This window comes from Microcoleus sp. C2D2, from assembly GCF_036702495.1.
Lineage (GTDB): Bacteria > Cyanobacteriota > Cyanobacteriia > Cyanobacteriales > Microcoleaceae > Microcoleus.
Genome location: NZ_JAUBTO010000187.1, coordinates 1 through 12,780 on the forward strand (window position 1 = coordinate 1; position 12,780 = coordinate 12,780).

Genomic DNA, 12,780 nt, shown 5'->3' on the forward strand with positions numbered 1-12,780 from the left:
ATTGGGTCAACAGGTAAAAGATGAGTAATTTTACTCATTGACAATAGTGCTTTTAGCTTAACTTGTGAGTAATGATCGCAGATTTATCCCAGTCAATTTCTGACCTTGACATATTCTGTCACCCCTAATTGAGAATGCCAAATCTAGGAGTTTGGTTGTAGAAACAACAAAACCCGCTTGGTGGGCGGGTTTTAGGTATGGACACAACTGGACTCGAACCAGTGACCCCTACGATGTCAACGTAGTGCTCTAACCAACTGAGCTATGCGTCCTCACGAATTCCTAATGTAGCACAACATTCGATCGCCTGTCAAGCATAAATATGAGATTTTTTAAGCCGGCACTCTTGACATCGCCCCTAATGCCCAATCCCCCGCCAAATCTTCACAGTTCGATCGCCCGCACCGCTAGCCAAACTCCCCCCATCAGCACTAAACGCCAGCGACAAAACCTCTCCCCCGTGGCCCGTCAGAATTTCCAGCAAACCCCCCGTACCCGCATCCCACAAATAAATCGTGCCATCCCGACTCCCCGTCGCCAAAACCCGACCATCGGGACTGAACGCCACACACAAAACATCCCCAGAATTGTCCCTCATACTCCGCAACAGCGTCCCTCGCCCCTGTGCATCCACCCGCCACAGCTTCGCCGTACCGTCCCGACTGCCGCTGGCCAAAATCAATCCCTCTCCTACTCCCCCCCTTACCAAGGGGGGGCTGGGGGGGGGCTGACCGGCAGGGGACACAGAGGAAGTCAATCCCTCTCCTACTCCCCCCCTTACCAAGGGGGGGCTGGGGGGGGTCGGGCCGGCAGGGGACACAGAGGAAGTCAATCCCTCTCCTACTCCCCCCCTTACCAAGGGGGGGCTGGGGGGGGTCGAAGCAAAAACGATCGCCCGCACCCAATCCCCGTGCTCGGCCAGAGTACAAATCGATCGACCATTTTGCCAATCCCACAACTGCACAGTCTTGTCCCGACTGCCACTGGCCAAAAACTCCCCGCCAGCACTAAAAGCCACCGCCTCCACCCCGCCAGCGTGACCGGTCAAAGCCGACATCGGCCTTCCCTTATTCAAATTCCACAACTGCACAGTTTTGTCCCGACAGCCGCTAGCCAAAACCTGACCATCCCGACTAAACGCCACAGCAGCAACCCTGTCAGAATGACCAGCCAAAGCGTACCACCACTTACCCTTATTCAAATCCCAAATATGAATCATTTTGTCCCGGCCGCCACTAGCCAAAGTCGCGCCATCAGGACTAAACGCCACACAAGTCACCCAGTCAGAATGACCCGTAAGAGTGTACCACCGCTTACCCGCATCCAACTTCCACATCTCAATCGTCTTGTCCTCACTGCCGCTAGCTAAAGTCGCGCCATCAGGACTGAAAGCTACCGAGGTGACAGCATTAGAATGCCCTACCAGAGTATGAACACACCTCCAAGTAGGCGCGCGTGCGGGTACAACCCGCTGCATCTGCGGCACAGGTATAATTGTGCCTGCAACCGTTGGCGGCACTGCATTCTGCACCACAGGCGTCCTCTGCGGCACGGGAATTGCCCTCGGCGCCGGAGTCGGAACCTGCGCCGCCGCAGTCGGCGGCTGCAAATCTTTCAATACCTCAGCTACAGATTTGTAGCGGCGACTGAGACTTGGTTCGATCATTTTGTCGAGAATGCGACTTAATTTCGGATCGATTGGAACTTTCAAAAAGTCTCGCCAAACCCAAGCATCTTGATTGATATCGAACAAATCAAAAGGAGATATTTGAGTCAGCAAATAAATGCAAGTTACTCCCAAACTATACAAATCACTGGCATAAACCGCTTGACCTCTAATTTGTTCCGGCGCGACGAATTCGGGAGAACCGATGACTGTACCGGTTTCTCTCAAACCCTCCACAAGTTTGGCAGCGCCAAAATCAACTAAAACTAATTCCCCGGTTAATGTTGGGTAAGTATAAACGATCGGAGTTTGAGAAATGCGACGCCGGATAATATTGGGCGGTTTAATATCTCGGTGAATTACACTGCGATCGTGCACGAACTGCAATACTGGCAATAAATCCTTCAGCAGACTGAGAATCTGACTTTCGCTAAAAGGCCCAGTCCGCGCCAACTCTTCCTGTAAATTCTGACCTTCTATAAATTCCTGTACCAAATACTGATAGCGTTCCTGTTGAAAGTGCGCCAGCAGTTCGGGAATTTGCGGGTGTTTCCCCAACTCGTCCAGCCGCACCGCTTCTCGGTTGAATAATTCTGCTGCTTTCTCGCTGCTGCTGGTACCTTGGGATAGCGGGAAAAACTGTTTAATTGCACAGCGCGGTTTTGAGGGTTTGTCTTGGTCTATTGCTAAAAAAGTGCGGCCGAAACCGCCGCGCCCGAGGGGTTTGATGGCGCGGTAACGCTCTCTCAGCAACAGTTTGGAGCCGCAATTCAGGCAGAATTGGGTACGATCGGCATTTTGCGGGTTTTGACAGGCGGGGTTTAGACAGTAACTCATAACTGAAGCGAGAAGGAATCAGCAGCATATGTCTATGATACTGAGGCAAAAGACCGATCGACTCTCGCGTTAGAATTATAGTCCTGGACGCACGGGCGACCAGAAACCGGGCTTTTGAACCAAAATATTTGCTTCAAACTTTCAATCTCGGTTCAAAAACCCGGTTTCTTTGTTCGGGTGCCTAAGTCCTAAATTAGAAATTAAAGGACTGAAGTCCTTACTACAAACTGGTTAGTAGTGATGACTTTAATCTTCATAATTTAAGAAGTCGCCTTAACTTTCAGAGCATACTCTTTAAACCTTTCCAAGTCAGCCATAAGAGTCGATTCAACTACTCGCGCTAGAAATGAATTGTCCATCAATTTTGCCAGCCAGCCGGGAACTCCATAAGCTACCGTCAGTTTGACAATGCTGCTGTTTTTGCGATCGTAAAATCTGATCGCACCCCGATTTGGCAAACCGTCTACCGATTCCCACTGAATTATCTGATTGGGCACTACTTTGAGAATCCGAGAAAGCCAGCTAAATTCTAACCCGCCAGTTGCGAGTTTCCAGCGCGACAATTCCGGGTTGTCTTCGAGAATGCGAACTGATTCGATCCACTTCATCCAGCGCGGCATTTGCTCTAAGTCTGACCAGAGTTGCCACGCTAATTCGATGGGAATTGCTACTTCTATTTGGACGCTGTGTTCTAACCAATCAGTCATGCGATTTTAGATTTTAGATTTTAGATTTTAGATTTCTGGTTCCCAGGCTCTGCCTGGTAACGCATTTCACTCTTGCTCTGCCTCGCGTTTTCTGTCTAAATACTGGAGGCGGAGCCTCCTGATAGGCATTCCCAGGCTCTGCCTGGGAACGAGAGAAAACGATAGAAGACTAATGACTAATGGCTGTAAGCTGCGAGAATTGCCTTAGCCGCTTGATGGCCTGAAAGTGTCGCTCCTTCCATACTATCAATGTAGTCTTGCTGAGTGTAACTTCCTGCTAGAAAGAAATTGGCGATCGGAGTTTTTTGAGCAGGGCGGAAAACATCCATTCCCGGTGCTTCGCGATACAAAGATTGAGCGAGCTTAACTACACTGTACCAAGTCATGTTTAATTCCCGCGCTGACGGGAATAAATCCTGAACTTGCTTAAGTACGTGTTGGGCAATCGCCTCATTGCTTTGTTTAATAAACGGATCTCCCGGTGTCAGCACCAACTGCAGCAGCGAACCTTGTCCTTCTTGATAATAATCCTTGGGACTTGTCAGTGCCAAATCTGCAAAACAAGAAAAATCTGCATCTGCTGAATATAGCAAATTATCGATTCCTACAGCGTGGCTTAACTGTTTGCGCTTGGCTTCGTCTTCCAGTTCCGTTACCCAACCGTCGAACCGCAATTGTACTGTAGCAACTGGCACCGCATCTAACTTATAAATGTTGTCAAATTCCGACCATTTGCGCCAAGCTGGGGGCAATATTTTCTGAATTCCTGGCACGTCGCAGGCGAAAACGTAAGCGTCTGCGGTAATCTTTTCTTCTGTTTCGCCGTTAGCTACTACCAAGCCTGTGACGCGGGTTTCTTCGCTTTCTTCAAACTGAATTTCTCGGACTCGGCGCCGCGTGTAAATTTTTGCTCCTTTCTTTTCCAAATATTCCACAATTGGTTTGTGCAAATATTCGTTGGGAGAACCAGCTAGCATCCGCATGACAGAGGCTTCGGTTTTTGATGCAAAGAATTGGAATATTGTCAACATACACCGGGCAGAAATATTTTCAGTGTCGATAAAACCCAGTGCGTAGGCAATCGGATTCCACATTCTTTTGAGCGAGTTTTGGTTGCCACCTTGGTTGCGGAACCAGTCAGCAAAGCTAACTTTATCCAAATCGCGGATAGTTTTCATTGCCCCCTCAAAGTCTATCAAACCTCGGACGATCGGGCTAGTTCCCAGGGCGATCGCATTTTGAATTTTGTCTTGTACAGATAGCTGAGATGTCGTGAAAAACGCCTTCAAACCGTGCAAAGGAGCACCCACGGGAAAGCGAAAATCTAAAGAACCGGTTTCGCCGCCTCGATTAATAAAAGTGTGGACGTGTTCTTTGAGGAGCAAATCGTCAAAAGCTCCCACTTTTTTCATCAGGGCAAATAAGTTATAATAGCAGCCGAAGAAGACGTGCAAACCCATTTCAACGTGATTGCCGTCGGGATCTACCCAACTGCCGACTTTGCCGCCGACAAAGGGGCGGGATTCAAAAATTTCTACTTCGTGGCCGGCATCCACTAAATCGACTGCTGTGGTCATTCCAGCCAGTCCCGCACCTGCGATCGCAACCCGCATTTTACCTATCCTTTACAGTATTTTTACCAATTGTAACAAAATTTATAATTTCCGAAACATTCAAAGTTCATAAATGCCGATCGACACTTGTATAGCCCTCTGAATTCTTGCTAGGACATCAGCACTAATGTGACCGTAAGGGCCTTGTTCTAGGAATGTCTGCCGCAAAGCAGAAACGTTTTCACATACAGCTAGAGAATCAGCTTGCAATCCTCCCTCACCCGCAGGAATCAAGACACGAGTAGGATTTTCTACTCCTGCAAGGTTACTTGTGAAAGGAACAACAATTACAGAATCGGTCAACTCATTGCGGATATCGGGAGAAACCACAACTACAGGTCTTTTTTTGGTATCTCCTAACTGACGCAAAGCTCTTGAAAGGTAAATCTCACCTTGGCGGGGATAAGTATTCGGTGTTGAGTTAGAGTCCATCACTAATCCATGCTTCTTCTATCTGTTCCTCTACAAAATTAAACCACTCTTTTTCATCCTCAATATCTTCTTGGCTGCGGTTTTGATAAAACTTCCGCAACTTATCTTCTATTTGCTTAGCGTACCAGAGACGGAGAGCTTGTTCGATCGCCTCCGTCCAATTATCAGTAAGTTGGTCTATTTTATCAGCGAATTCAGCATCAAGGGCGACTAACACTTCTCGCTTTTGAGTAGAATTTGACATAATCATTCTCCTGAATAATTTGAAAACTACGGTGCGCTGCGGCGCACCTTACAAATTACTTTTACCTCTTCCTTCTCACAACAGTCAACAGTCATTAGTCATTAGTCATTAGTCATTAGTCATCAGTCATCAGTCATCAGTCAACAGTCAACAGTCAACAGTCAACTAACTTTAAAACATCGGCATCAACTGAAGCGGCCCAATTCCCAACTCTTTAGCAGACACCCAGCGCACCTCAAACAAAGCGACCATATCCTTAAACTGAGGCTGACCGCGAGAAGCACCCATCAAGCCTTTAGCAATCACCAAACCGCACCAACCGTTGGTAAATTTACAGCGACGCTCCCACTTTTGGCGAGCTTCCTGATGCACCGGATCGTTTTCATTAAACTCCCCAAACAAATACAGATCCCCATTTTTAGTTTGCAAAATACCCAAGTCGTATTGCTCATCCTCAAAAGGATTTTCGCCCGGATTAAAACCTATTGCCTTCACCCCTCCAGCTTCTTTCAAATCCTGAATCATAGTTTTCGCCTTCGGATGAGAAGTTTGGATCATCACCACCGGCAAACCATCTCCGGCGGTATTAATATCAACTTCTGCCGCTTGGTGAAACTGGACACTTGTGCGCAGGAATTCTACGGTTTCCCAAGGTACGGCACCGAGACTCAAAAATGAATTTTGCGGCACCAAATCGTCCCGCAGCAGTGGCATTTCAAATTCATCATCATCATCATCGTCATCATCATCGTCATCACCGAGCATCTGTAATAATTCGTCGGACACCTCGGGCATTGTCGAAACTTTAACGGATACCTGTTGAATTTCTCCGTCAGACTGCGGAACTGGGATGCGGTAGCGACTGTTGAGATTGGGAAACGTCTCTGCTCCCAATTTCCGGCGGCTGTTGCGGAAAAAGCGGTGAAATGCTTCGAGAGCAACTAACATCGTTAAGGCTTCTTCTTCGTAAAGAATCGATCGCAATCCTTCTAAAGGATGCAGGTTGCCAAAATTTGGTTCAATTTCCGATGGAGGCAAATCGGCTAAATCAATTTCTTCGTCGTCGTCCTCATCAATATCGGCGGCACTTTCAAAAGTCAGAAACAAACAGTCTTGCCCTAAAAAAGCCTGTTCTAAATCTTCAAAAGATTCATCGTTGACGACTCGTTCTCGAAACCGCTTCAAGGATTCTAGAGAGCGGTACAGTAAAACTCCGTAATCCATTCTGCCTTGCCCCAATACGGACACGTAGAGGCTGGCGACATCCCACTGATTGATTTCAATAGATATAATTTGGTGTTCGCTCAAAGTCCGCCACGGAGCATCATGCCAAATGTGAGCAGCTTTTTCGATTAAAACTTCAGCATACTGAGGGGGCAACTCAGGAGGTCTGTTGATCGCCACCTCTTCCATGCCGCGAAATATTTCGTCAATTAGGGGCAATTCCGGCACGTAGTCAATGGAAATGCCTAAATCTTGAAGTACGCCCCGCAGATAAAATTGAATCTCTCGGTTTTTGACTACTATTTTTTGGGGGCGGACTGCGGGGGCCGGACTTTGGGGATGTTCCATTGCCCGTAGCAGGGCCCGGACGATCGCCTCGGGGCCGGCATCTGGGCCTACCATGTCCATAGCCCTTACGACGCCTTCAGAGCCGTCCACCCAGAGAATGCACTCGCCACCGGCTTCTGGATCGTCGTCGTCCTCTAGCATCATGTGCGAGTCAGCATTAGATAAGGGTCGGCGGTCGCCCTCCCACACGCTGGGAATTTGAGGTAAGTTTTGTAACCGACGAAGAGTAGAGCGATTCAGCGCTGCCATAGAGTAAGCCCGTTGGGTGAAGCATTGTTGCGGTGCCGGTAGCCGGTCAACCGCTGCTTCTCAATCATAAACCCTATAGGGGGAGAGGACATCAAGCTGGGGAACGAGGCCCTACGGGAATTAAAAATTAGAAGGTAAAAATTCTGCCTTCAGCATCTAACCCAAGGCCGGATGGCGAATGCCTGTACAATGGAGGCATAAGATTAAACTCTTAGCATTAGACAATCTCAGGAGTTCGGCCAATTATGACTCAAGCCACTTCACAAAAGCGGGGAATTCAAATGACGGACTCTGCTGTCCGTCAAGTTTTAGCTCTGAGAGAAAAACAAGGTAAAGACCTCTGCTTGCGGGTAGGGGTGCGCCAGGGTGGCTGCTCTGGTATGTCTTACGTGATGGATTTCGCAGACCCCAGCACTGTGAAATCCGACGATGAAGTGTTCGACTACGACGGTTTTCAGGTAGTTTGCGATCGCAAGAGCATTCTTTATCTCTACGGTTTAGTTCTCGACTTCAGCGATGCTATGATCGGGGGCGGCTTTCAGTTTACTAACCCCAACGCAACTCAAACTTGCGGCTGTGGCAGTTCCTTTTCTACATAAATCGCAAAATAGGGCATTGGGGATTGGTAATTGCTAATTGCTGAGAATGCCTCGGACTGCGTTGCTGCGTCCGGCACCCAATGCTCTTTCCCATCTAAAATCTCAAATCCCAAATCTAAAATCGAATGACCCCTGAAGAATTGTTTAAAGACGGTTTCGATCGCTACCAAGCTGGCGAAGCCCCGGCTAATCTGATCCCCGTGTTTAAAGAAGTGTGCGAAAAAGCTCCCAAAAATGGCAATGCCTGGGCTAGCCTCGCGTGGCTCTACCTTTTAGAAAATAAACCCGCATCGGCTCAAAAGGCAGCAAAAACCGCCGTTAAATTGAACCCTCACGACCCCCAAGCTCGCATCAACCTAGCAGTAGCAATCCTCGATCTCAAAGAAAAAGGAGTGCGCCCCCACGTAGAAGTGGCTCAGCAACTGCTGATGGCTTCCGAAGAGTTGCTCGAGGAAGTTAAAAAAAATTTTGAAGAAGGATTAAGCAGAAAACCGGACTGGAAGAGTCTCGCCCGGGTTAAACAGTGGCTTCTGGAGCCGTAACTGCGCAAACAATTCGATCGCGGGGCGGGGAGCAACGAAATAGGCTTTGCGGTTTATTACGAGATCGTAATAAATCAATAAATAACTTTATGGAAAACTCAGGAAGTCAGTGCTAGTATTTGAAAACTTAGACGATTGACAAACCCGCTTAGCGGTTTTCAGATTTTACTACGATAACTATCTAGGAGTTCTAAAAACATGAGCACAGAGAGCCACGTTAACATCAAACCCGCAACCCGCAACCACAAAGGTTTCTTTATTCAGCCAGCTTCTTATAAGTTGATGAGCATCGATAAATCCGGCTGGGCCTTGATTTGCATGGACAAAGCAGTTTGTCACTATGTAGATCCGGATGATTTGCAGTTGCCGAATAAATCGGGAATGTCTGAAGGTTAATTCTGAAGTTTTGAGAGACTTTAAGATGCTTTATTTGAGTAGCTGCCCTCCATGGAGGGCAGCATCTTTTTTTTGTGATAAAAAAGTCCGGCAACGCGCAGTGAATCGGGATTTAACGGATAGGAGGAATTAAGGAAGAATTACCAATTCCCGATTACCGATTACCGATTACCAATTAGCAATTCCCCATTGCCTAATTGTTAGATTTTAAGGCAAAAAGCATCTCAAGCTGAGCAGTTGTCGGTTCTGTAGAAGCTGTGGCTACGCTAATTCCTCGGAGAGAATTGAGCAATTCAGCGACGGGCGGCGAAACTAAATTTGGCTGTACTGCGAGCAAATATTGGTTAGCCCAAGACATGGTTTTTTCCATATCTATGTAAAAGTAACCTTGGTTGACTGGCGGCAAAGAAGTGGCGATCGCCTGAAAACTCGGACTGCTGCTTAACGGCTGGGGCGGTGTCGAAGTAATCACATCGACTAAAGGACCACCGAAAGCTACAAAGACAGAATTTTCATTCAGCCAACCGTGCCCGAATAAAGTGCCTTGCTGGGGTATTTGCCACTCGGTAACTTCTTTGCCTTGAACTTGTCTGGGGGCGACGCTGACTGTAGGATTGCTTTTGGCGATCGCATCGAGTTTTTTCAGAGTTGCTTCTGCAGCAGGGCGATCGCTGGTTTCAAAAATCATCGCCGCCCCCATCCCCAACTGAGACAAAATACCTCGATCCGAACCGATCGCCCCGATCGCAAATTCCCCGTTCATCCAACCAAAAACATCACGGTCCGCATCCAAATCCAACCGTTTAAAACTACTCCTCACCTGCTGAACTCCCCTGTCAACGTCCGGGCTATCTTTTGCCTGGGCCCTCGCTTGCGACCAAATTCGATCTAGTCCCTTGCCGCCGACTAAAGCAATAGTTTCGCCGGGAAATCTGGGTAACAATTTCGATGCGACTTGTGGATTTTGCTGCACGAATTTAGGGTCTAACTGAGCAATAGTTTTTACCCTCAATCCCGCACTGTCCGCCCCAATTCCCGCGACCATTGACTTGACTTGTTTGAACTGGGAAAACACTGTCCAAGGCAACTGGATATCTGCGGGCAAATTAGCTTTCAATTGCTCAATTGCAGCAGGATAGTCAGCAATATAAACAGTTGCGATCGGATTATTGACACCAGCACTATCTGCAAAAAACTTAGTTGTGCTCTGCTGCGTAGCGAGGGAGGGTTCTCCTTTAAAAGTATCGATCGCCAATTCCAGAGGCTTTCTCAAAGGAGCCATCACTAATTGGTCGTTCAGCAAAGCCACACTGTAGCGCTTGCCGGTTGGCTCTGCAATCTCAGAAATTTTAACTCCTTTATACTCGGTTTCTTGAGTAATTGCACCAGGCTGAGATTTTAATTTATTCGAAAAATTCCAAGCGCTAATTTTATTTTTGACGCTGACTACAACCAGCAGCTTAAGAGGCTCGGTTTTCGCAGCAGCATCAGGGGGCAGCAAAGCGACCATCACCCCCCCCACCCAAGGCTTTAAGTCCCTGTCAAAATCGATTTGAGTGCCTGCCAAGCTTTGTTCTTGAAAGGTCTTCAAACCCATGCCGACCAACTTTTGAGCCCCTGGCGTGCCAAATCGCTGCAACTCGGCCAGCGCTTGGGGATTGGGGGAGATGAATGCGGCCATCATTGCTTCGTCGGGTACAACTTTGGCGCTGTCTTGAGGGTTGGATACTTGTTGGCTCAAACCCTGGAAGTAAAAGTAGACCGCAGCGCTACCTGCTGCGACGATGGAGGCAGCAATTAGAAGCTTTGATTTTTTTGCAGGCATGGTTTGTGTTCCTCGCGTCCTTTATCAGTTTAATGAAAATACACTTGGCTTGTGGGGAGGCGATCGAGGCTGCTCTTTATTTTTGTATAATTCAAAACAAGTTTGGACGATCGTCTAAACTGCTAGAACTGTGCATTATTGGTAAAAGATGAAAGTAGCGATCGCGGGAGCAACGGGATTTGTAGGTAGCCGGCTGGTGGAGAAGCTGCAAGCTGCGGGACATCAAGTGGTGGTTTTGAGCAGGGATGCGGCGAGGGCCCTGCGAGTTTTTCCGGCTTCAGCTTATCCGAATTTGGAAGTTGTTGCCTATACTCCTGCAGAGTCTGGTGATTGGCAAAAGTCGATCGCGGGCTGCGACGGTGTTGTAAATTTAGCCGGGGTTCCCATTGCGGAGGAAAGGTGGACCCCGGCGCGCCAGCAAGCAATTCTGGACAGTCGCAAACTGACGACGGCAAAATTGGTCGAGGCGATCGTCAATGCTAATCCTAGACCATCGGTGTTTGTTAGCGCATCGGCGATCGGCTATTACGGAACTAGCGAAACCGCTGAGTTTGACGAAACTAGCCCTGCGGGAAACGATTTTTTAGCAGCAGTTTGCAAAGACTGGGAAGCAGCAGCCCAACCTGCCAAAAATGCGGGAACGCGGCTAGCAATTTTGCGGCTGGGGATAGTTTTGGGAATGGGAGGCGCGTTGGGAAAAATGCTGCCAGCTTTTAAACTATTTGCAGGCGGGCCGCTGGGCACTGGGAAACAGTGGTTTTCTTGGGTTCATCGCGAGGATGTGGTTGATTTAATTCTGTATGCTTTGCAAAATTCGCAAGTTCAAGGCGTTTTGAATGCGACAGCACCGAATCCGGTGCGGATGAATGAATTGTGTGAAACTTTAGGGGAAGTTTTAAAGCGACCTTCTTGGTTGCCGGTGCCAAGTTTTGCTTTAGAATTGCTGTTGGGAGACGGGGCAAAAGTTGTTTTGGAAGGGCAGAAAGTGTTGCCGAAACAAACTTTAGCTAGCGGTTTTCAATATCAATATCCGACACTGAAATTAGCACTCGAAGAGATTTTATCGGGAAGTTAGGAACCTACGGAATAGAACCCGCCGAATAGAATTCGGATGCTCCACAAACAAAGTCCGCCTGCGCGGACTAAAACAAAATTCCTCGTTACCAGGCTCTGCCTGGTAACGCAGTTCCAGAGGCTCTGCCTCGCTTTTGCCGAAAGCAGATGAACAATCAAGAAATAGCAACCGCATTTAAAGTTCCCGCAGAACTCCCATTTCTTCAAGCTATCTGCTGGCAAGTTGCTGATGTCAAAAAATTGAGTTTCAAGGAAATGCTATGCCGCTACGAATCCGGCTGGCATTATTGGGGAGTGTTGGGAACACCTAGCTCCGAGGAACTGGCTTTTATTCAAGCAATTAGCCAACAGCATCAATCTTGGTTAATAGCGGAACTGGGAAGCAGTGGATCGCCAAAAACTCCCGAAAATTGGGTAAGTTCTCAAGCAATGTTTAAACGCGAAATTCATCAAAAGATATTAACTGTACTCAGCCACTTGAATGTCGAATTTCTACAGGAATGTCGGGCGTATTTTGGGGGCGGAACGCTGGTAAGTATGGAACACGGAGAATATCGGTTGAGCCAGGATATTGACTTTATGTGTCCGATGGATGATGGCTACCGTCTCCTGCGCCGAAAAGTTGCCCAAGGAGGCTATGATGCGATTTTTGCTAATCGCGATTCCCTTGGGGATAGCTTGGCTTCACGCATTGTTCTCCCGAACGATATTCAAGCGAACCAGTATGGGATAAGATTTCCTGTTATTGTTGACGGGACTACTATTAAGTTCGAGATGGTTTGTGAAGGGCGAATTGAGTTGGGCGAACCCAATTATCCAAATTGGTCGCCTGTTCCTTGTTTGAATCAAATTGATAGTATAGCAGAAAAGTTGTTGGCAAATGCCGATCGACAGCCGGGCGCTCGGGTAAATTCTAGAGATTTAATCGACTTGGCTGTGCAAAGGTTAGGAATGAGAATTAAATAACTTCCACAAGTTTGTGGGATGGGCGTCCCGCCCGTCCAAAAAAGACGGGCGGGACGCC

12 protein-coding genes and 1 tRNA gene are annotated in these 12,780 nt (G+C 47.9%); 5 read left to right on the forward strand and 8 right to left on the reverse strand.

From position 1 onward, the window contains the following. Positions 1 to 198: 198 nt before the first annotated feature. From QUB61_RS34075 to QUB61_RS34105, 7 genes are all read right to left on the reverse strand, one after another. Positions 199 to 272: transfer RNA gene (locus tag QUB61_RS34075), tRNA-Val, on the reverse strand. A gap of 86 nt (positions 273 to 358) precedes the next feature. Continuing rightward, positions 359 to 2,503, reverse strand: a complete 2,145-nt coding sequence (locus QUB61_RS34080; RefSeq protein WP_333135040.1) for a protein kinase domain-containing protein — start codon at positions 2,501 to 2,503, stop codon at positions 359 to 361. Between the two features lie 260 nt (positions 2,504 to 2,763). Next, complete coding sequence (locus QUB61_RS34085; RefSeq protein ID WP_333135042.1) at positions 2,764 to 3,210, reverse strand: SRPBCC family protein; 447 nt, start codon at positions 3,208 to 3,210, stop codon at positions 2,764 to 2,766. Positions 3,211 to 3,386: 176 nt separating this feature from the next. Beyond that, the gene (gene zds, locus QUB61_RS34090; RefSeq protein ID WP_333135044.1) at positions 3,387 to 4,823 is read right to left on the reverse strand and encodes a 9,9'-di-cis-zeta-carotene desaturase; all 1,437 of its coding nucleotides are present in this window, start codon (positions 4,821 to 4,823) and stop codon (positions 3,387 to 3,389) included. A 60-nt stretch (positions 4,824 to 4,883) separates the two neighbouring features. Further along, positions 4,884 to 5,255 carry a type II toxin-antitoxin system PemK/MazF family toxin gene (locus QUB61_RS34095; protein ID WP_333135060.1) on the reverse strand — a complete coding sequence of 124 codons (372 nt, stop codon included), beginning with the start codon at positions 5,253 to 5,255 and terminating at the stop codon, positions 4,884 to 4,886. After that, a complete protein-coding gene (locus QUB61_RS34100) occupies positions 5,245 to 5,499 on the reverse strand; it encodes a hypothetical protein (RefSeq protein ID WP_333135046.1) in 255 nt (84 codons plus the stop codon). Before QUB61_RS34100 ends, QUB61_RS34095 begins: the two co-directional genes overlap by 11 nt. Positions 5,500 to 5,670: 171 nt before the next feature. Further along, a complete protein-coding gene (locus QUB61_RS34105) occupies positions 5,671 to 7,320 on the reverse strand; it encodes a DUF6930 domain-containing protein (protein WP_333135048.1) in 1,650 nt (549 codons plus the stop codon). 245 nt (positions 7,321 to 7,565) lie between these two features. On the opposite strand from QUB61_RS34105, the gene QUB61_RS34110 reads away from it, so the two are divergent. The 3 genes from QUB61_RS34110 to QUB61_RS34120 all read left to right on the forward strand — a co-directional run bounded on the left by QUB61_RS34110 (position 7,566) and on the right by QUB61_RS34120 (position 8,857). Further along, the gene (locus QUB61_RS34110) at positions 7,566 to 7,919 is read left to right on the forward strand and encodes a HesB/IscA family protein (RefSeq protein WP_172187584.1); all 354 of its coding nucleotides are present in this window, start codon (positions 7,566 to 7,568) and stop codon (positions 7,917 to 7,919) included. A gap of 125 nt (positions 7,920 to 8,044) precedes the next feature. After that, on the forward strand, positions 8,045 to 8,461 hold the full coding sequence (locus tag QUB61_RS34115) for a tetratricopeptide repeat protein (RefSeq protein ID WP_333135050.1): 417 nt from the start codon (positions 8,045 to 8,047) through the stop codon (positions 8,459 to 8,461). Positions 8,462 to 8,659: 198 nt separating this feature from the next. Continuing rightward, positions 8,660 to 8,857 carry a hypothetical protein gene (locus tag QUB61_RS34120; protein WP_332984883.1) on the forward strand — a complete coding sequence of 66 codons (198 nt, stop codon included), beginning with the start codon at positions 8,660 to 8,662 and terminating at the stop codon, positions 8,855 to 8,857. A gap of 193 nt (positions 8,858 to 9,050) precedes the next feature. Here the strand turns inward: QUB61_RS34120 and QUB61_RS34125 are convergent, their stop codons facing one another. Beyond that, positions 9,051 to 10,682: a DUF3352 domain-containing protein gene (locus tag QUB61_RS34125; RefSeq protein ID WP_333135052.1), complete on the reverse strand. Its 1,632-nt coding sequence runs from the start codon at positions 10,680 to 10,682 to the stop codon at positions 9,051 to 9,053. A 148-nt stretch (positions 10,683 to 10,830) separates the two neighbouring features. Between QUB61_RS34125 and thyD the strand changes: the two genes are divergently transcribed. Together thyD and QUB61_RS34135 are read left to right on the forward strand one after the other, a co-directional pair. After that, positions 10,831 to 11,757 carry a thylakoid membrane protein ThyD gene (gene thyD / locus QUB61_RS34130; protein WP_333135054.1) on the forward strand — a complete coding sequence of 309 codons (927 nt, stop codon included), beginning with the start codon at positions 10,831 to 10,833 and terminating at the stop codon, positions 11,755 to 11,757. 146 nt (positions 11,758 to 11,903) lie between these two features. Continuing rightward, complete coding sequence (locus QUB61_RS34135) at positions 11,904 to 12,722, forward strand: nucleotidyl transferase AbiEii/AbiGii toxin family protein (protein ID WP_333135056.1); 819 nt, start codon at positions 11,904 to 11,906, stop codon at positions 12,720 to 12,722. The last annotated feature ends 58 nt before the right edge of the window (positions 12,723 to 12,780 follow it).

Excerpts from the sequence above, each read along its gene's own strand:
- QUB61_RS34105 (WP_333135048.1), bottom strand. The coding sequence starts at position 7,320 with ATGGCAGCGCTGAATCGCTCTACTCTTCGTCGGTTACAAAACTTACCT.
- QUB61_RS34135 (WP_333135056.1), top strand. The coding sequence starts at position 11,904 with ATGAACAATCAAGAAATAGCAACCGCATTTAAAGTTCCCGCAGAACTC.
- QUB61_RS34125 (WP_333135052.1), bottom strand. The coding sequence starts at position 10,682 with ATGCCTGCAAAAAAATCAAAGCTTCTAATTGCTGCCTCCATCGTCGCA.
- QUB61_RS34115 (WP_333135050.1), top strand. The coding sequence starts at position 8,045 with ATGACCCCTGAAGAATTGTTTAAAGACGGTTTCGATCGCTACCAAGCT.
- QUB61_RS34100 (WP_333135046.1), bottom strand. The coding sequence starts at position 5,499 with ATGTCAAATTCTACTCAAAAGCGAGAAGTGTTAGTCGCCCTTGATGCT.
- thyD (WP_333135054.1), top strand. The coding sequence starts at position 10,831 with ATGAAAGTAGCGATCGCGGGAGCAACGGGATTTGTAGGTAGCCGGCTG.
- QUB61_RS34120 (WP_332984883.1), top strand. The coding sequence starts at position 8,660 with ATGAGCACAGAGAGCCACGTTAACATCAAACCCGCAACCCGCAACCAC.
- QUB61_RS34085 (WP_333135042.1), bottom strand. The coding sequence starts at position 3,210 with ATGACTGATTGGTTAGAACACAGCGTCCAAATAGAAGTAGCAATTCCC.
- QUB61_RS34095 (WP_333135060.1), bottom strand. The coding sequence starts at position 5,255 with ATGGACTCTAACTCAACACCGAATACTTATCCCCGCCAAGGTGAGATT.
- zds (WP_333135044.1), bottom strand. The coding sequence starts at position 4,823 with ATGCGGGTTGCGATCGCAGGTGCGGGACTGGCTGGAATGACCACAGCA.
- QUB61_RS34110 (WP_172187584.1), top strand. The coding sequence starts at position 7,566 with ATGACTCAAGCCACTTCACAAAAGCGGGGAATTCAAATGACGGACTCT.
- QUB61_RS34080 (WP_333135040.1), bottom strand. The coding sequence starts at position 2,503 with ATGAGTTACTGTCTAAACCCCGCCTGTCAAAACCCGCAAAATGCCGAT.